Origin of the sequence: Reichenbachiella sp. 5M10 (assembly GCF_002742335.1) — a bacterium.
Classification (GTDB): Bacteria; Bacteroidota; Bacteroidia; order Cytophagales; family Cyclobacteriaceae; genus Reichenbachiella.
On record NZ_MDGR01000007.1, the window covers coordinates 744,754 to 762,409 of the forward strand.

Consider the following 17,656-nt stretch of genomic DNA (forward strand, 5'->3'; position numbering starts at 1 on the left):
TGTCAATTCAAAATGCCACGTTTCATCCCAGCCACCCGCTCGGACTACACCAAATTAGTGAGGAATGCTTCTTTAGTGATCCTCAGTTACTATGAAATTATCCAAGAGCCAGTGATTATCTTCTTTGACATAGAAGAATAAGAAAAATTTGTTTGAACGAAGACCACTAGACTGGAGGATATAATAAGGCATAGCCATGATGGCGCTTGATGTGCTTGGAAATGAAACCATCTCCATCAAACAGTTTTGAACTGAGTCTATTTCGAGTTTAGGTATAAACTCCGATTCTATTGGGGTATTAAATATTTTATGCTCACTTTCGAGATATTCTTGATATGACGGAGAATGGTTCTCATACAGCTTTCGCAATTCATAGGTTACAGAATCCTGAGACATTAATCCTGCGAGATTCATAGGGTTTGCAGCAGTTTTACAGCGCTGGATCAAGGCAGACTTGAAGTTCTCGGTTAATAAATTTGTCTTTGCAATAGAGTCCTGCAAATCAGAATGCATGTATTCTAAAATGTTCTGGGCAGCATTTTCTCTCCTTGATACACCACGCATTCGCCACTTGGTATTTTCGTACAACCTCATACTTCGGTTACTCCGCTGATACCATTGATCTATGTTTTTATACGTATTGATTACAGTTCTTTTTAGTTGTGCTTGTTCTTGATTTTTCCAATGGGTGCTATCTGGGGAGTAACTATAATTCGCCAAGTCCAAATGATCGTTTGGAGTGCATGAACAGCATAGCATTACACTCGCAATGAACGCAACGATTGTAAGGTGTTTTTTCATCTCTTTTTGTTTTTGGCGTAGTCTTTTTCTGTATTCGATACGGCCAGGTCTGTCAATTCAAAATGCCACGTTTCTCCTGCGCCACCCGCTCGGACTACACCAAATTGGTGAGCAATCAAATCTATTATGGTTTCTTTTTGGTTCAAGAATTTGTGTCGGTCAATATCCATAGCTACACCAAGTGTATGTAATGAAATACGAAGATCTTCTGGCAAAGGTAGGCACATTGGTTTTTTACTGTTTCCGGCAGATGCTGCATCGGCTTTATTACTTCTTCCCATATTGAGCGTAGCGACGTAGGCTTTGACTTTGTTATAATCCACATCTATGGCTTTGCCTTGCTTGTCCAAGATGAAATCTGTTCTTTTCGCCCATTTATATTCATGCTCGTCCTCAACAAAATCTCCAACTAAGTAACCCTCATCACTGTTATACATCATGATCAAATTAGCTTTGACCGTGGCAGCACTCTTGCCAGTCAGTATATAATACTGTACTGCGAAACCATGTGCTCTTTTCGGACTTCGTACTCCGTCATTGACCTTCATGTCGCCTTGGTATAGCCCTGCCATTACGAGAAACTTGTGAAATCGCTCCATTCTGGACTGGAATACACCACTGAGTTGAGCACCGTCGGCATTGGCTTCTTCAGACGGGAGAATAAATTGGGCGGTGACGTCTGCTGTTAGTTTATCAAAGTATTTAGTTTCTCTGGCAGCTTTTTCGGCGAGCTGAAGTACCTTGGCATAGTCGCTATCCTCTTTGATGCCTAGAGCTTTTTCCAGTGCCTGTGTTTTTTTGTAGTATTCTTCTGCAGAGGTTTCATTGCTGTATTCTGTTGCACTGATTTTTTCTATCATGCCAAAGGTATATTGTTTATAGTTGGATAGCTCTTTGTCTGTTTTTCCACCTATAGTAATGTTGCCATCTGCTCCAATGCCTTTGCTTGTCTGGAAGGCCTTGATCACATCGATGAACTCTTTGGAGCTGATACCTTTGATAAGCGAATCTTCGGGCACATTATGCTTACTAGCTTGTAGAGCTTTGGCTACTCTGATGACGTCTGCTTTGTTGTTTTCTGCCTTGTTTACGCTCTTGTCTTTATTAGTATAATCGGCTCCCACATCACCTGTCAGTTTGGATGTAAAGCCTTTGGCTAGAATGGTGTTTAGTTTATTCCTATTGGCATAGATTTTTTCAAGCCCACTATCAAATGAGCCTGATTCAGGAAATAGTGCTTTGATGGTGCCTTTGCCTGGAGAGATGATGCCGTCACTTTTGTTTTTTCCAAATTGGTCTTTTTGAAAATCTTCAATCGCAGTGATGAGCTTTTTATCACTAAGGCCATTTTGAAGATTGTCATTGGAAAGCTCATAGCCTTTTTCTTTGAGCTTGCGAGCGACCATTTTTACATCATCTTTGTAGTTGTCGGCATTGTTGGCGCCTACGCTGCCTGACAGATTGTGGTTAAAGGTCTTCTTGAGTAGTCGCTTGTCTACACTTATATCGGTTGTTGTTTCATATTCAGGGGGTTGTGTTACTGGCGTAGGTGATTTCTTGGGACCTAATGCTTTGTATAGTCTTGTCTTCTCGGTTTGAAACTCATTATAAATTTCATCATACCAATGGGTCAATGAGTTGAGCAAGGTCTGAAGAAGTTCTTTATGAGTACTAGCTATCTGAGCGTCAGTTAGCAGGTTTAATAATTTGACAGCTAACTCTTCGTTATCGTTTTTCTGAAGAACTTTTTGGACTATAGATGGATTGTGAATCACATACTCCACCAATACAGCGGCCAAAGCATCCAAATCCTCATATTGTGTAATGAAATTCTTCTCTATGTGCTCATCCGTTGCGGGCTCTGCCTGGATACACTTGATTCGATCCGCTTCCTCTTCTGCTCTTTGGCGGGCTGCTTCTGTAGCTTTCTTTTGTTGTTCTTCGGTTTTCGCTGCTGCAGCGCGTTTGGCTTTGATGGCTGGGTACTCGGCTAATTTCTTCTGTACATGATCACAGTCCATGCCTTCGGACCGCATCTTCAAAAGAGTCTTGCTGTCTGGTCCAGCTATGTTGCCGTCTGATTTGTTCCAGTGTAGTACTTCTTCTTGAAACCTACGGATGGCAGCAATGGTTTGCTGAATTTTCTCTTGTTCTACCGATGGGGTGGGGGTATTGTTGACTGCCGTGGTTTCGTTGGCAAAGTCTGACTCTGAGAGTAGCCCCAGATTGAGCAGTGCTTTTTGAATGATCAATACGTCTGTCTTGATGTTTTGCGCCTTGCCTGCGCCTACACCAGCTGTGATTGAGGTGTTTTCGGGTGTGACTTTCTTGGCTTCTGCATCGTTTTTGAGTGATGCATAGGAACCGGTAAATTCTCTATAGGGTTCGCCTCTGACCATTGCGCCCCATTTCAACCCCACGAATTCGGACTCTAGTTGATCGACAAAAGCTCGGGTGCCTACTTCATGGCCTTCACTATACATCTTGGATTCAAAATTCTGAAAGGAGACTTTGAGGAGAGGTAGTTTCTTGCCGTATACGAAGAGGGTGTTTTTTTTGAGTTTTGAGTAGTGTTTGTAGGCACCTGCACGCTCTACTGCTTGTTTGGAAGCTTCTTCCTTGGCACGTCTTTCAGCCTCTATTTTGTCTGTTTGTTCTTGAGGCTTGTTCTCATTTACATTTTGTCTCGTGTTAGAGGCATCTGCTTCTTGTTGCTGCTTGGTTTGAGCCTCGTATAGCTCTTCTATTTCCCTTTCGATTTGTTCAGGAGTCTGGTGCTCCATGATCCGTTGGTTGGGTTGAGTAGCTTTTTTTATGGCTTTTTTTTCTTGATCTGTATGTGCAGCTACTGATCGGTAGTTAGGTGGGTTGTTTTTTCTTTCTTTGTCGGCGTAGTACATGGGTTGATTGGCTGGTTTTAATATGGCAAATCTAAGAATATTTTGAAATAATACATGTTGATGGTCTCGCGTGTTTATACCCTGTAGATTTGGTGCTGTTGAGCATGAGGTAGGCAGTAGCTCGATCAGGTGGAGAAGCAGTGTTTTTGTACTTCTCTCAACTTAATAATTTTTGATTTTGAGCAAGGTCGATTTTTCTGCACCGTTGTTGCCGATTGCCGCTATTTTGTCTTGGGTGTTTACTGTCAGGTTGAGGTTCGAAAACAGTAAATCTTTGTTGGGACGTGTATATGAAAGCCGCTGTACGATCAATATGATTTCTTTTAAACAATCTGCTGCGTAGTTTGCTGTCTTTAAATGGTCCGTAAGAAATTATTTTTTACATATTCTAGGGTGTTTTCTAGTCCAAATGTATGACTTTTTGATTTTCCTAACGCATGTGTTTGAAGGATGCGGGTAGATGATGGCTTGATTATGGTTCAGGCTTTTAACATCACATTACTACATTTGGGTGTCAGAAATGAGGAGTGACTCTTACTTAATCTGGATTGGTTTGGGCTGGTTGACGTTTGTTGGAGTGGACGCGAGGGATGTGGACGAAGGGGCTTCTCATGAGATAGAGGAAGTTTTGTTTGTCTTCTTCGTCGAATTCTGCCAGTCCGTATTTCATTTTGTCAATAGGCATGATTTTAAAGGTTCCGAAGATTCTGTCCCACAAGATGAAGACATCAGCATAGTTGGAGTCTGTGTAGTACTGATCCTGCTGGTGATGCACTCTGTGATGGTCTGGCATGACGAAAAGCAGGCCGAGGGTGGAGTTGAGCCAAGAAGGGTAGTGTAGGTTGGCATGTTGAACAAAAAAGAACAAATAGAGGACAAAATAGTACAGTGCCATAGAGAAGACATCAGTTCCAAACAAGGCTGCCGTGAGGATGTTGCCCGTACCAAAGACCAAGAGGAGTTCGATGGGGTGAAAGCGAAAGACTGTCGAGGAATCCATCGTCGTGTCGCTATGGTGGACTCGATGAAACCTCCACAGTAGGGGGATACGGTGTGTCCAACGATGCACCCAATAGGCTGTGATATCATACAGTGCGACAGAGAGGCAGAGTTTGACCCATAGTGGGAGCTCGAAGAGATAAAGCAGACCGATGTGCTGGCTGTTGAGCCATTGGATAATAAAAACCTGAAAAGTGACAAAAAAGAGGTTGAGTATGATCAATACGAGTTGGAACTGGATGTTTTGGAGGAGGTGTTTGATCCTACTTGGAAAAGTGAAGGGTGTTTTGGTGATCTGCTCTAGAGAGAAGAAGAAGGCAATGAACCCAATCACGATGTAATTGGGGTTAATACCTAATAGTTTGTTGAGGAAGTCCATTATTTTTTTTGGTTAGGTTGTTTTACTTTTTATTGTCTTAAGTGTCACATTACGAGTGGTTTAATTTAGTCAATTCGGTTGATATTGTTGCATTCTCCGCAGTGGAGCTTTGGGGAGAGGCATGCTCCTCGCTTTAGTCAAGTGTGATGTGGACGTTGGATTACTAGTCAGAGAGGATATGGTTTTGCTCGTGAGCGATCAACCATTTTTTTCGTTCTATCCCTCCACCATACCCTGTCATGGTTCCGTCTTTCCCTATCACTCGATGACATGGGATGATTATTGAAATCCGGTTGTGTCCGTTTGCTCTTGCTACTGCTCTGATTGCTTTTGGGTGATTGATTTTTTCAGCTTGCTGTTGATAGGTGACCGTTTGTCCGTACTCGATTTTTTGCAAATATGCCCAGGCCGAATTTTGGAAATCCGTCCCTGGTGTCTCTAGTTTGACGTCAAAGGATTGCCTTTTGCCTTCAAAATACTCTTGTAACTCTTTCTTGACTTGCTTGATGTGTTCGTTTTCTCCGGAGATGATGTTGGCATTCAAGCGTCTTTGTATATCATCGAATTCAGTTTCGAGCATTCTCCGGTCTACAAATTCTAGTAGGCATATGCCGCGGTTCGTTGCACATACGAACATGGGACCAAGTGGTGTGGTGAGTCGGTTGATGAGAATGAGGTTTTTGTCTAAGCTTCTTTTGGGAGAGTTGCCAATGAGTTTTTTGTAGGTATATCCAAAACCACTCAACGACTCGAATCCAGTGTCAAAGGCTGTGTTCGTCGCGTTTTTCCCTTTGCGCAGCTCTTGATAGGCATTGTTGATTCTGTACATTCTTTGATAGGTTTGGAAAGTCATGCCGTAGTTTTTATTGAACCAGCGACGGACTACTTCGGGACTGATGTTCTTTTCACGAAGTTGGTAGTCTGTTATTTTCTCTTTTGGGTGGTTTTTGATTAGCTCGATGGCGTCTTGGACTTGATCGGGAGCCTCATTGGTGTTTTCGGTGGGTTTGCACACTTTGCAAGGCCTGTACCCATGATCCAATGCCTCTTTGAATGACGTAAAAAATTCAACATTCTGTAGTTTGGGTTTCCTCGCTCTACAAGTCGCTATACAAAAAACCGAGGTGGTTTTCACAGCGACAAAGAATATACCGACAAAGGCTTGATCTCTGTCGAGTAGGGCTTTGTAATAGGATTGTATTTGTTTGTTTTCCGTGATTAGCATTTGAATAGGGGGCTAAATGAAGCTTCATTCAGGATGTCTTTCGTTGTTTTTTCAAAATACTGATACATCTTATCAAAGAGGAAGTTGCCCGTACTGATGCGTTTGACACCTAGCCGTCCCAAGGTGTCAAAGTCTGGGAGATTAGGCATGGACATGACGTTGATGGGTAAGTCTGTAGCTGCAACGATTTCTTTGATGTCTGACTCTTTTTCTAAGCAAGGGATGAATATTCCGTTTGCTCCTACACGTTCGTACAGCTCCATTCTCTTTTTTGTTTCTTCTAAGATGTTGTCTTGCAGCAAGATAAATGTATCTGTCCTGACATTGATGAAAATATCGATCTCTGCCTGCTCTAAAAGTGCATTCACTTCATTTAGCATTTCTGCAAAGTCATCGGCAGGCACTAGGGTTCGTGTCTTTTTGATCACACTATCTTCCATATTGATTCCTACGACCCCCAACTGTACCAATCGTTTGATGTGGTTGACTATTACTTTGGGTTTGCGGCTGTAGCCTGCTTCTATATCCACAGATACAGGAAGGCTTGTGTTTTGGGTGATTTTCTTTATGAAATACTCCAATTCGGAAAACGCCATCTCTTCGCCATCTTGGTAGCCTAGAAGGGCTGCAATGGCTGCACTAGATGTTCCAATGGCTTGAAAGTTTAGTGTATTGGCGGTTTTCGTACTGGGTACATCCCATACATTCCCGATGAGTAAGGGGCTACTTTGATTGTGTAAGTCTTTGAATGTCATCTTTTGATTCTTTTGATGCAAAGTACCGATGAAGACTTTTGTGGAGCAACCGAAAATTGGACGAGTATTTTTTTCTAGGTAGTGAAGGAGGTTGATTGGTTATTGAGCTGGGTTGAACCTGAATTGTGCAATTCAGGGGTTAAAAGCTAGATCATCAATTTGCCGAATGAGGTTTCACTGAGCGTAATGATAATGACCAATTGGGTGAAGATTGAGTTCCAAAGAAATTATCTATTCTGTTCTTCTATTAACTCTGAGGGGCTATTGCATCATTCGGATTGAAACGGAAAAAGAAACCCCCAACGAAGATGTAATTCGTTGGGGGTTGATATCAGTGGCTCAGGAACTAGAAGCTAGCTTGTAGTAGGGTGCCGCTGAGTTGCAGGAGTGCGAGCTCTGCTTGTTTGGCGCTGTACTTGGCTTGGTTGTAGTTGAGGTTGGCGTTGAGTAGGTTGAACTGCGCCTGTCTAAATTCAATCGAGGTGATCTGTCCGAGTTGGTATTGCTCTTGAGATCGGTCAAAGTTGCGCTCGTTGGTTTGCAGGTTTTTGGCTTCAGCCTGCATGACGAAGAGTGCCGTCTGGTAGATTGTCCAGGCGTTTTGCAACTGCGTCTCGAGAGTTAGCTCTGCTTTTTCGAGCGTGACTTGCTGGTTTTCATAGGCGAGTCTACTGTTTTGTCGCTGGATATTGGATTTTCCTCCATCGAAGATGTTCCAAGATAGAGAGGCACCGACCGTAGCGGTGGTCGAGTTGATCTCGCTGAGGAAGTTGCCGGGCGCATTGTGGTTGTAGTTGTATCCGTAGGATCCGTTGATTCCGATTTTTGGAATGATGGCGGATTGAGCCGTCCGGATGCCATAATGGCTACTGGTGAGGCGACTTCTTTCTTGCAGCAAAGTAGCGTTGTATGCTTGTGCATTTTCTGCTAGGGTGTTGTACAAGAGGCCGTCAAATACCAACGTAGTATCTACCTCAAATTCCACGCTCACGTCTCGTCCCATCATCAAGTTGAGGTTTCGCTTTTCGTTGCGGAGCTGCTGCTGGATCGTCAAGTAACTGATACTGTCTGTGTTGTAATCCACCTCGGCATTGAGTACATCTAGATTGGTGTTTTGACCATAGTCATAGCTGTACTTGGCGCGCTGCAAGCGATCACGAGAGATGTCCAACGTTTGCTTTTGATTGAGCTCGTTTTCGGTGAGGCGCGCGATCTCATAGTATCCCGTAAATAGGTTGATCAACGTGTTTTCCATCACAGTGCGTGCCTGTAGCTCACTGAGTTGATAGTTGACCTGTAGGATTTTGTAATCATACAATCTACCCATACCATCAAACACCGTGTAGTTGAGCTGTACTTGAGCATTCGCACCGTAGCTGTTTGCTCCATTGATCGTGGTGTCTGCTCCAGAGCTGTAGGACAGGTTGGAGTTGGATACCGAATAGTTTCCAGCAGCAGAGCCATTGACTGTCGGCAGGTAGCCACTGTTGAGCAAACCGGCGTTGTTTTCGGCGACCTCTTGGTCGATTGTGGCTGCTCGGATGTCAAAATTGTTTTCCAAGGCGATGGATACCGCATCGGATTTGCTCAGTACTTCTTGTCCCAGGGCTGAGGGCATGGACCCCAGACTCAAGATTGCTATGATGATGTATTTATTCATGACCGTGTTCACCGTTTTCTACTTCTAATTCTTTTACTGCACGTTCTACTTCTTCTTGGGTTGGCTTCTTGCCATGCCATAACCATAGACAATAGACTTTGACGTCATTGCCTGTAGCGAGCATGAGTGGTAGCATGACCAGCGTCAGCACAGTCGCCATGACGATACCGTAGGCGATGGCGATGGCCATTGGGATCAGAAACTGTGCCTGACGACTCGTCTCAAAAATCAATGGAGCTAAACCTGCTACTGTCGTGATGGATGTCAAAAAGATGGCCCGGAACCTTGACTTGCCCGCTTCGATTAGCGCATCGTTGTAGTTCATGCCTTCTTTCAAGTTACTGTTCATCTTGCCGATGAGCACCAACCCGTCGTTGACGACTATACCGATCAATGCGATGATACCGAGGAAGGACAGCATGTTGATCGGGAACTCATGTATCCAGTGTCCCCAAGCTACACCAATCAGACTAAACGGGATCATTAGCAACAGCAAGAGGGGCTGGCTGAACGACCGGAACGTAAAGGCAATGATCAGGAAGATGGAGAAAAAGATAATCGGAATGACTTTTGCCGCAGAAGTCTGCGTCTTGTTTGCTTCACGATTTTGTCCTTCAAATATCGGCGAGACGTTGGGGTATTTGGCTTTGAGTATAGGAAGCATGTCTTCCTTGATGGTAGCCATGACCTCAGTTGCACTTGTCTTCGGGTCTTTGAAATCCGCATCGACACGGATTTCCCGTTTCCCGTTGAGGTGATTGATAGAGATCTCACCACGAGCGATTTCATAATTCACAATTTCGCTGAGTGGTACACGATCACCCTGTGGGCTGACGATACGCATGTCGTCTAGGTTTTTGATCGAGGAGCGTTCTTCCTCGTCGTAGCGTACCCAGACTTTGATTTCATCTCTGCGACGCTGAAATCTCTGGGCTTGGTAGCCAAAGAAGCCGTTACGAACTTGACCAATCACATCGTCGAGCCTGAAGCCCATGGCATAGGCGCGATCCTTGAGTGTGATTTTGATCTCCTTGATGCCCTGTGGGTCGTTGTCTTGGATGTCTTTGAGGAGTGCATTTTCTTTCATGTATTCCTTGAGATCTGCTTTGGCTCCTTTGAGCTCTTCGATGTTGTCACTGAGCAGGGAGATGGAGATCGGTAGACCACCGAAGTTACCCCCCGAACTGTACACCACGCTTTCTGCACTATGAATTTCACCTACTGCTTCGCTGACCGCTGTAGAGAGTTCATAGGATGGAAACATCCGTTCTTCGCCAGGGAGGAGGTGGATGTACAGTGTGGCTTTGGATGTGCCAGGGCCAATTCTTCGGATGATGTTTTCGATGGCGTCCTTGTCTTGTTTCTGATCAAAGCGCTCACTTACTTCCCAAGTGATTCGTTCGATTTCTGTAATAATCGAGTCTGTGATGGACTCATGAGTCCCTTGTGGCATGGTGAGTGAGATGGTGACTCGATCACTGGCTATCTGAGGAAAGAAAGTCGTACGAATGATTCCAGCGTTCATTGAGCCTATCGTCAGTGCCAGCATGAATACCGGAATGGCAAACCCTAGAAGTTTGTGATGCAAAAAGAACTCTAAGAAGGGGACATAGGCTTTGTCCCTGAACCAATTCATGCCTTGCTCTGCATAGCGGTTGAATGCGTAGGTCTTTTGTTCCTTGGATAGGGCCTTGGAGTGTGCTACGTGTGAAGGCAGGATGATGAGTGCCTCTACTAGTGAGATACTTAGCGTCAAGATCACGATGGTTGCGACCTCTCCAAAGAACTCTCCGATACGTCCCTCCAAAAAGAAGAAGGTCGAGAAGGCTACCAATGTCGTCAGAATCGCCGAGATGATCGCTGGGAATACTTCGCGTGTACCGACTACTGCTGCTTGGATCGGGCTCAGCCCACGCTCGTAGTGGTAGTAGATGTTTTCTGCGATCACGATCCCATCATCGACGAGGATACCGATCACGATGATCATCCCAAAGAGGGAGAGGACGTTGATTGTGACTCCAGCAAATGATGCGAAGATGAACATCCCCAAAAATGCAATCGGTAAACCGAAGGCTACCCAAAAGGCAAGCCTTGGTTTCAAGAAGATGGCTAAGAAAAAGAGCACGAGTAGCATCCCCACTACGCCGTTTTCGAGCAGTAGCTGTGAGCGTTGTAGCACTGTGATGGATGAGTCACGGATGATGTCCAGTTGGACATTGTCATGTGTCGCGTTGAATTCGGTGATGTAGGCCTTGGTTTTTTCTGCTACATCGATCAAGTCTTCGGAGATCGTCGCGTCTGTCCGTAGGCGAACGGCCTGTTTCCCGTTGTAAAACAGCCTGTCAGGTGTCTCAGACCAGCGGTCACGCACAATAGCTATGTCACGTAGACGGATGAGGTTACCATTGTCACTGGCTTTGACGATCAGGTGATCCAGTTCGTCACCGTAGTATGCGCGGTTGCTGACTCGGATCAGGTATTCCTCTGTAGGGGTCTTGATGGTACCACCTGTGACTAGGATGTTGGTCGAGGAGATGGCACGTGCCACATCTTCGAAAGTCAAGTCATAGGCTCTTAGTTTGTCTTCGCTCAGCGCAATTTCAATCTCTTCTTCTGGATAGCCGATGATGTCTACCTGTGAGATGCCAGGGATGTTTTTGAGGTCTGTTTCGACATCTCGTGCCATGGATTTGAGAGAAGTCAACGGGACGTTGTCTCCGCTGAGGGTCATCGAGATTACCTCTGTGATGAATATCCCTTTGGAGACTACGGGGGGCTCCATCCCGACAGGGAAAGAAGGGATACGGTCGACGGCATTTTTGACATCTGCGAGTACGGCATCTATGTCGTACCCTTTGAGTACTTCGACGTAGATACTGGCACTGTTTTCGGAGGAGGTAGAAGTGAACCTATCAATACCTACTAGTCCACGGATATTGTCTTCGATCTTGAGGACGATTCCTTCTTCCATCTCTTGAGGAGAGGCTCCTGGGTAGGTCACGCTGACCGTGATGTCTCGGCTTTCCACCAAGGGAAAAAAGGAAGACTTGAGGTTGAAGAGCCCCGTCAGTCCCAAAAAGACAAACGCAATGACGATGATCCAGCCTGCGACTGGATATTTGATGAAATGGTCAATGATTTTTTGCATGACTTACTGCTTGTTTTCGCTGTATACTTTGACTTCCATGCCTTCGTAGGCACCAGGGATCAGTTTGGATACGATCTCTGTCCCATCGGCTAGACCTGAGACGATGACGGTCTCTTGGGTTTTGTGGATGATCTGGATGGGGGCGAGCTTGAGTTTGTGATCCACGACGGTGTATACTTTGCTACCACCGACGAGCAGTTTACTATTCATTTCGTAGACTTGATCTACTTTTTGTCCTTCGATGTGTGCTTCGAGGTAGAGCCCTTCTTTGAGACCTTCTCCCTTTACGTCGATGAATACGAGTATGGTCTGGGTAGTAGCGTCTACTTTGCCATTGATACGGGCGACTTTTCCTACCCACGCTTGATCTGACTCTGGGGACGAGACCATTACATTTTGGCCTGGTGCCAAAGAAGAAATCATCGAATGGCTGATGGCGATTTCTAACTCATAGACGGACGGATCGATGAACTCTCCCAGTTTTTGCCCTGTACGGATGACGGTACCTGGACGGACCAGCGCCTCAGTGACCACACCACTGTAAGGGGCGCGGATAGTGTATTTACTTTGGACTATTTCTAGATTCTTGGTGTTGTAGTAGGTGGTATAGATGTTTTTGCCAGTGATGAAGTATTTCTCCTTGTCAGAAGTCGTCTTTGGCAATGCCGGTATGGGCTTGTCTATGTCAAAATTCATCACATATTGGTTCCACTGCTCGAATGATTCTGGATAATCCAGTCTGAGGTCAGGAAGGATGCTGGTGACCAAGTTTTGGAGGACACTCTTCTGCGCCTGTAGATTGGCATAGGCGTCACTGCTCTTGATTTTGACGAGGACTTGTCCTTTGCTAAAAGGCACTCCCGCTTTGAATTCCTTTCCCGTAGTCTGCATCACGCCTTGTACCTCAGCATAGATATCTGCTTTGTATTTGGCGGTGAGTCGGCCACTTTCGGTGATGTGGATGGACTCGGACTGGTTTTTTACCCTTTCTGTGAAAATGGTGGAGAGTGCTTTCTCTGCCGGCTTTTTTTCATCCTTTTCGAGGTTGGATATTTTGTTGTACCCGAAGATACCTGCAGCAATCAGTGCTAACCCTAATACAATTGTGACTTTTCTGTTCATGATTTAATGCTTGCAAGGAATAAGAAACTCATCCGCATTGATGTTTTCTCTGATCCTTTGTAATACTCCTAATGTTGTTGATAGTTCTTCTTTTGTGATGCCGGACTGTATCAGTTGGATTGACTCTACCAGTGCAGGTAGGGCTCGGTCCAGTTCTTCTTTTCCCTGCGGGGAAATGAATACCAAATTGGTTCGCTTGTCCGTGTCAGAACCTTTTCGGTAGACGAGGTTTTTTTTCTCCATCGTCGTGAGCAGTCGTGCGAGCGTCGTTTTCTCTCGGCTTGCAAAACTGGCCAGATCATTTTGCTTGATTCCTTCGTGTTTGGAAAGAACCCGCAGCAGAATGAATTGTGCCTTGGTCAGCTGGATGCCATTACTGGCAAACATTTCAGTGATGAAATGATCCAATGCCTTGGTAGTTTTGCCAATCCAGGGCAACAATGATTTGTCTAATGGGTGCATATTTTTGCTCATCTTCGAATGGGAATACGAAAGTAGATGGGGATAGTTGTATGTGCAACCAACTATTTGTAGAAAAGGTTGATCTCAAGGATGAGCGGTCGTGTCAGTACTTTTCGTGAATTGCCCGGAGTATCTTTTCCATCTCTATTTTGACAGGATAGGAACTGCCCTTGTAGTTGTTGTTCATGAAGGTGAAAAGGAGGTCTCTGCCCGATTGCGTGCGAATGATACCTGTGAGGTTGTGGTTGTTGCTGAGTGTACCGGTCTTAGCAAATACGTAAGGCTCATCACCCGAGGAGGGCTTGTAGTAGTTGCGGATGGTGCCGTCCTGTCCACCGTTGGGCAGCAGAGCTTTGAACTCCTCCATGCTGATTTTTTTTAGAGTTTCGTTGAGCAGTGCGATCATGAAGCGTGGTGTGACGAGGTTGTAGCGGGAGAGGCCCGATCCATCTTTCCAGATGACTTGGTTGCGGTAATCGTATAGAGCGTGCAGCAGGATGTGATTGCGAAAGGAAGCCGAGCGCATGTCTAGACCGAGTGCCTGAGTGGCGATATATTGGAGTTGTTCGGCGATGAAGTTGTCGCTGCGTTTGAGCATGAGTGCATAGAGATCCTTGGATTCGGTGGAGTACTTGATGTTGGGCTGTTCAAAATCGTGGTGACGCAGGCGTACGATTGGACGGTGCAAGGTGTCCTGAAGTAGAGCTACGGTCAGCTCGTCGGAGGTTTTGAACGGCACGCGATTTTTGTAATCCGAGCGAGATGTGTCCGGTGCAAATTGAAAGATGTTAGCATCTATATGGCGGGCATGTGCGTAGCTTTTGTTGTAGGTGGCAAATAGCTCTACATGGTCTTCAAAAAACGGCGGAGCAATGTCGAATTGGTGGTGAGTAGTGTCGTAGAGGAAGTTGAGCGCATTGCCATAGAGAGGGAAGCCACTACGCTCGACTTGGTAGTAGTATTCGTAGTCTTCCCAAGTCCAACCTGCCTCGTGTACTTCGTCTTTGAAGTCCGGTTGGATATAGGCCAAGGTATGTGTAGTCTCTGCCAAGAGGTCAAACACGGGTTGGTTGTCAAAGTCGGGCCACAACAAGGTCGGGTCGCCTGTGCCGGTGAAGAAAAGTGTGTCGTCTCTGACTTCATAGATCAAGCCAGGGATGGAGTCTCCAAGAGCGACAAGACAACCATAAAATGTGAGGAGTTTGACATTGGATGCGGGAGCGAAATACTTGTCTGCATTGATCTCTACAAGGTTTTCTTGTGTAGTGGGGTCGTGTAGGATGAAACCTGTGAAGTGGCCTTGGAAAAGGGCATCCTTTTCGATGCTTTTTGTGACACTCCTGTTGTGGAGGTTTTGTTTCATCGTCACACATGATGTGACGCATAGACTGAGGAGTAGGAAAGCCGCTGCCCTGTGGATTATCATGCCCAATGTTACAGTTTTCTCCTTAAAAATTTGAGACGTGTGAGCAATGTTTTGGTACATATCTACTAATTTGTAGTGAACCAATCCTTGTCTTTATGAAGAAACAAATGCTCTATGGGCTGATTGCTCTAAGTTTTCTTTGTTTGTCCTTTCGTGCTAGTTTTTGGGGTTTTCATGCCCACAAGAAGATCAACCGTCTGGCAGTGTTTACCCTACCTCCAGATTTGATTGACTTCTACAAGAAGCACATCGTGTACCTCACCGAAAATGCAGTCAACCCAGACGAACGGCGCTATGCTGTGCCTTGGGAAGCACCTCGGCATTATATTGACTTGGATGTCTATGGCGATGAGGCTCTAGAGGTATTGCCGCATCGTTGGGATAGTGCGGTGGCAGTATATAGTGAGGATACTTTGCAGGCGTATGGGATTGTGCCGTGGCACATTGCATTGATGAAGTGGCAGTTGACTCAGGCATTTGAGCAGCGCAACCTCGATGATATTTTGCGCTATTCGGCAGATATAGGCCATTATATTGCAGATTCCAATGTACCGCTACATACCACCGAAAACTACAACGGTCAGTTGACCAATCAAGAGGGGATTCATGGATTTTGGGAGTCTCGTATTCCAGAGTTGTTGGATGAGGACTATGATTTCTTTGTGGGGCGTGCGGAGTATGTGGAGGATGTCAGTGCACGGGTATGGGAAGGGGTGGCTCAGGCACATCATGCGGTAGATTCTGTGTTGCGTTTTGAGCGAGAGCTGACGGAGGTGTTTCCAGAGAGCAAGAAGTACTCCTACGAGGACCGGGGCAGCCAAAGTGTCAAGGTCTACTCAAAGAAATTTACAGAAGCGTATCACACTAGGCTAGACGGTATGGTGGAGCGGCAGATGCGTGCAAGTATCCAGATGGTCGGCGATATTTGGTACAGCTGCTGGGTGGATGCTGGACAGCCTGATGTGGTAGATTTATTGCAATTGGATTTGGATGCTAGAGCGATCGAAAAACTCAAGCAGGAAAGAGCGTCTTGGAAGGAAAGGATAGTAAAGAGCAGAGCACACAATTGAGCTCTGCTCTTCGATGTTAGGCTTACTGTAGTTTTTTGTATTTGATGCGCTTGGGCTCAGCATTGCCTAGACGCTTGATTTTGGCTTCTTCATAGTCTGAGAAGCTGCCCTCAAAGAATACTACTTGGCTATCTCCTTCGAAAGCCAAGGTATGGGTACACACCCTATCCAAGAACCATCTATCGTGACTGATGATGACTGCACAGCCTGCGAAGTTGTCTAGCCCTTCTTCTAGTGCACGGAGTGTATTGACGTCCAGATCATTGGTAGGCTCATCAAGTAGAAGGAGGTTTGCCCCTTGCTTGAGAGTCATTGCGAGATGTACTCTGTTGCGCTCGCCACCTGAGAGTTCGCCGACTTTTTTGCCTTGGTCTCCGCCACCGAAGTTGAATTTGCTGACGTATGCTCGGGAGTTCATTTGGCGACCACCAAGGTTGATGAGTTCGTTGCCTTCTGAGATGGTTTCCCAGACCGTTTTGTTTGGATCGAGGTTGTCGTGCTCCTGATCGACATAGGCGATTTGCACTGTAGATCCGATATCAAAACTACCCGTGTCTGGTTGTTCTTTGCCCGTGATCATGTTGAATAACGTGGTTTTACCTGCGCCGTTTGGCCCCACGATCCCCACGATCCCTCCTTGCGGTAGAGAAAAGCTCAAGTTTTCATAAAGGAGCTTGTCGCCAAAAGATTTAGAAACGCCTTCTACTTCGATGACTTTGGAACCTAGACGCTCTCCGGCAGGGATGTATAGCTCTAGTTTAGCTTCTCGCTCTGCGGCATCTTGTCCTGCGAGTTTGTCGTAGGCGTTTAACCTTGCTTTGGCTTTGGCCTGACGCCCTTTGGGAGCCATGCGTACCCATTCAAGTTCACGTTGTAGGGTTTTTTGACGTTTGGATTCCGTCTTTTCTTCTTTCTCTAGTCTTTTTTGTTTTTGGTCAAGCCATGACGAGTAATTGCCTTTCCAAGGTATCCCTTCGCCACGATCGAGTTCGAGTATCCATCCAGCGACATTGTCGAGGAAGTATCTATCGTGAGTCACAGCGATGACGGTTCCTTTGTACTGATTGAGGTGTTGCTCAAGCCAGTGTACAGATTCTGCATCGAGGTGATTGGTAGGCTCATCGAGTAGGAGTACGTCGGGTTCTTGGAGTAGTAGTCGACATAGAGCGACTCTTCTTTTTTCTCCTCCCGAGAGGTTTTCGACGAGGGCTTCGGCTGGCGGTGTACGCAGCGCATCCATGGCACGGTCGAGTCGACTATCGAGCTCCCAAGCATTGAGATTGTCGAGTTTTTCTTGGACAGAGGCCTGATCTGCCATTAGTTTGTCCATGGCGTCAGGGTTGTCGAGGATGTCTGGGTCAGCGAATTTTAGATTGATTTCTTCGAATTGGGCCAGTAGGTCCATGGTCTCTTGGACTCCTTCTTGTACAACTTCCTTGACGGTCTTTTTGGGGTCCAATTTGGGCTCTTGCTCGAGCAACCCGATGGAGTAGCCATCCGAAAACACTACTTCTCCTTGGTATTCGGTATCGATCCCAGCGATGATTCTCAGCAATGATGACTTACCCGATCCGTTGAGACCCAAAACACCGATTTTGGCTCCATAGAAAAAGGAGAGATAGATATTCTTTAAAACTTGCTTTTGTGGAGGGTAGATTTTGGATACCCCAGCCATGGAAAAGATTACTTTTTCGTCACTCATTGTGTCA

General features: G+C 45.8%; 13 protein-coding genes. 1 reads left to right on the forward strand and 12 read right to left on the reverse strand.

The features are described from left to right. Positions 1 to 72: 72 nt before the first annotated feature. From BFP72_RS03060 to BFP72_RS03105, 11 genes are all read right to left on the reverse strand, one after another. Complete coding sequence (locus BFP72_RS03060; RefSeq protein ID WP_099597703.1) at positions 73 to 801, reverse strand: hypothetical protein; 729 nt, start codon at positions 799 to 801, stop codon at positions 73 to 75. Continuing rightward, on the reverse strand, positions 798 to 3,701 hold the full coding sequence (locus tag BFP72_RS03065; RefSeq protein WP_099597704.1) for a hypothetical protein: 2,904 nt from the start codon (positions 3,699 to 3,701) through the stop codon (positions 798 to 800). The genes BFP72_RS03060 and BFP72_RS03065 overlap by 4 nt, the downstream gene beginning before the upstream one ends. A gap of 162 nt (positions 3,702 to 3,863) precedes the next feature. Next, the gene (locus tag BFP72_RS19095; RefSeq protein ID WP_158233257.1) at positions 3,864 to 4,013 is read right to left on the reverse strand and encodes a hypothetical protein; all 150 of its coding nucleotides are present in this window, start codon (positions 4,011 to 4,013) and stop codon (positions 3,864 to 3,866) included. A gap of 226 nt (positions 4,014 to 4,239) precedes the next feature. Next, a complete protein-coding gene (locus BFP72_RS03070; protein WP_099597705.1) occupies positions 4,240 to 5,079 on the reverse strand; it encodes a sterol desaturase family protein in 840 nt (279 codons plus the stop codon). A 163-nt stretch (positions 5,080 to 5,242) separates the two neighbouring features. Beyond that, on the reverse strand, positions 5,243 to 6,304 hold the full coding sequence (locus tag BFP72_RS03075; RefSeq protein WP_099597706.1) for a bifunctional transcriptional activator/DNA repair enzyme AdaA: 1,062 nt from the start codon (positions 6,302 to 6,304) through the stop codon (positions 5,243 to 5,245). Next, the gene (locus BFP72_RS03080) at positions 6,298 to 7,059 is read right to left on the reverse strand and encodes an isocitrate lyase/phosphoenolpyruvate mutase family protein (RefSeq protein WP_099600669.1); all 762 of its coding nucleotides are present in this window, start codon (positions 7,057 to 7,059) and stop codon (positions 6,298 to 6,300) included. The genes BFP72_RS03075 and BFP72_RS03080 overlap by 7 nt, the downstream gene beginning before the upstream one ends. 346 nt (positions 7,060 to 7,405) lie before the next feature. Further along, positions 7,406 to 8,719 (reverse strand): TolC family protein, encoded by a 1,314-nt coding sequence (locus BFP72_RS03085; RefSeq protein WP_221406463.1) that lies wholly within the window; start codon positions 8,717 to 8,719, stop codon positions 7,406 to 7,408. Next, complete coding sequence (locus BFP72_RS03090) at positions 8,712 to 11,867, reverse strand: efflux RND transporter permease subunit (protein WP_099597707.1); 3,156 nt, start codon at positions 11,865 to 11,867, stop codon at positions 8,712 to 8,714. The genes BFP72_RS03085 and BFP72_RS03090 overlap by 8 nt, the downstream gene beginning before the upstream one ends. Before the next feature lie 3 nt (positions 11,868 to 11,870). Then, positions 11,871 to 12,989: an efflux RND transporter periplasmic adaptor subunit gene (locus BFP72_RS03095; protein WP_099597708.1), complete on the reverse strand. Its 1,119-nt coding sequence runs from the start codon at positions 12,987 to 12,989 to the stop codon at positions 11,871 to 11,873. A gap of 3 nt (positions 12,990 to 12,992) precedes the next feature. Beyond that, positions 12,993 to 13,451 carry a MarR family winged helix-turn-helix transcriptional regulator gene (locus BFP72_RS03100; RefSeq protein WP_158233258.1) on the reverse strand — a complete coding sequence of 153 codons (459 nt, stop codon included), beginning with the start codon at positions 13,449 to 13,451 and terminating at the stop codon, positions 12,993 to 12,995. Between the two features lie 103 nt (positions 13,452 to 13,554). Next, positions 13,555 to 14,877, reverse strand: coding sequence for a D-alanyl-D-alanine carboxypeptidase (locus tag BFP72_RS03105; protein WP_158233259.1), 1,323 nt, complete (start codon positions 14,875 to 14,877; stop codon positions 13,555 to 13,557). Positions 14,878 to 14,972: 95 nt separating this feature from the next. Here BFP72_RS03105 and BFP72_RS03110 point away from each other — a divergent pair, with 95 nt between their 5' ends. Beyond that, positions 14,973 to 15,947: a zinc dependent phospholipase C family protein gene (locus tag BFP72_RS03110; RefSeq protein WP_099597711.1), complete on the forward strand. Its 975-nt coding sequence runs from the start codon at positions 14,973 to 14,975 to the stop codon at positions 15,945 to 15,947. A 22-nt stretch (positions 15,948 to 15,969) separates the two neighbouring features. Here BFP72_RS03110 and ettA read toward each other — a convergent pair whose 3' ends face one another. Beyond that, a complete protein-coding gene (ettA, locus tag BFP72_RS03115; protein ID WP_099597712.1) occupies positions 15,970 to 17,649 on the reverse strand; it encodes an energy-dependent translational throttle protein EttA in 1,680 nt (559 codons plus the stop codon). Positions 17,650 to 17,656: the final 7 nt, after the last annotated feature.

Coding starts and splice junctions, on each gene's coding strand:
- BFP72_RS03060 (WP_099597703.1), bottom strand. CDS start 801: ATGAAAAAACACCTTACAATCGTTGCGTTCATTGCGAGTGTAATGCTA.
- BFP72_RS03065 (WP_099597704.1), bottom strand. CDS start 3,701: ATGTACTACGCCGACAAAGAAAGAAAAAACAACCCACCTAACTACCGA.
- BFP72_RS03070 (WP_099597705.1), bottom strand. CDS start 5,079: ATGGACTTCCTCAACAAACTATTAGGTATTAACCCCAATTACATCGTG.
- BFP72_RS03075 (WP_099597706.1), bottom strand. CDS start 6,304: ATGCTAATCACGGAAAACAAACAAATACAATCCTATTACAAAGCCCTA.
- BFP72_RS03080 (WP_099600669.1), bottom strand. CDS start 7,059: ATGACATTCAAAGACTTACACAATCAAAGTAGCCCCTTACTCATCGGG.
- BFP72_RS03085 (WP_221406463.1), bottom strand. CDS start 8,719: ATGAATAAATACATCATCATAGCAATCTTGAGTCTGGGGTCCATGCCC.
- BFP72_RS03090 (WP_099597707.1), bottom strand. CDS start 11,867: ATGCAAAAAATCATTGACCATTTCATCAAATATCCAGTCGCAGGCTGG.
- BFP72_RS03095 (WP_099597708.1), bottom strand. CDS start 12,989: ATGAACAGAAAAGTCACAATTGTATTAGGGTTAGCACTGATTGCTGCA.
- BFP72_RS03100 (WP_158233258.1), bottom strand. CDS start 13,451: ATGCACCCATTAGACAAATCATTGTTGCCCTGGATTGGCAAAACTACC.
- BFP72_RS03105 (WP_158233259.1), bottom strand. CDS start 14,877: ATGATAATCCACAGGGCAGCGGCTTTCCTACTCCTCAGTCTATGCGTC.
- BFP72_RS03110 (WP_099597711.1), top strand. CDS start 14,973: ATGAAGAAACAAATGCTCTATGGGCTGATTGCTCTAAGTTTTCTTTGT.
- ettA (WP_099597712.1), bottom strand. CDS start 17,649: ATGAGTGACGAAAAAGTAATCTTTTCCATGGCTGGGGTATCCAAAATC.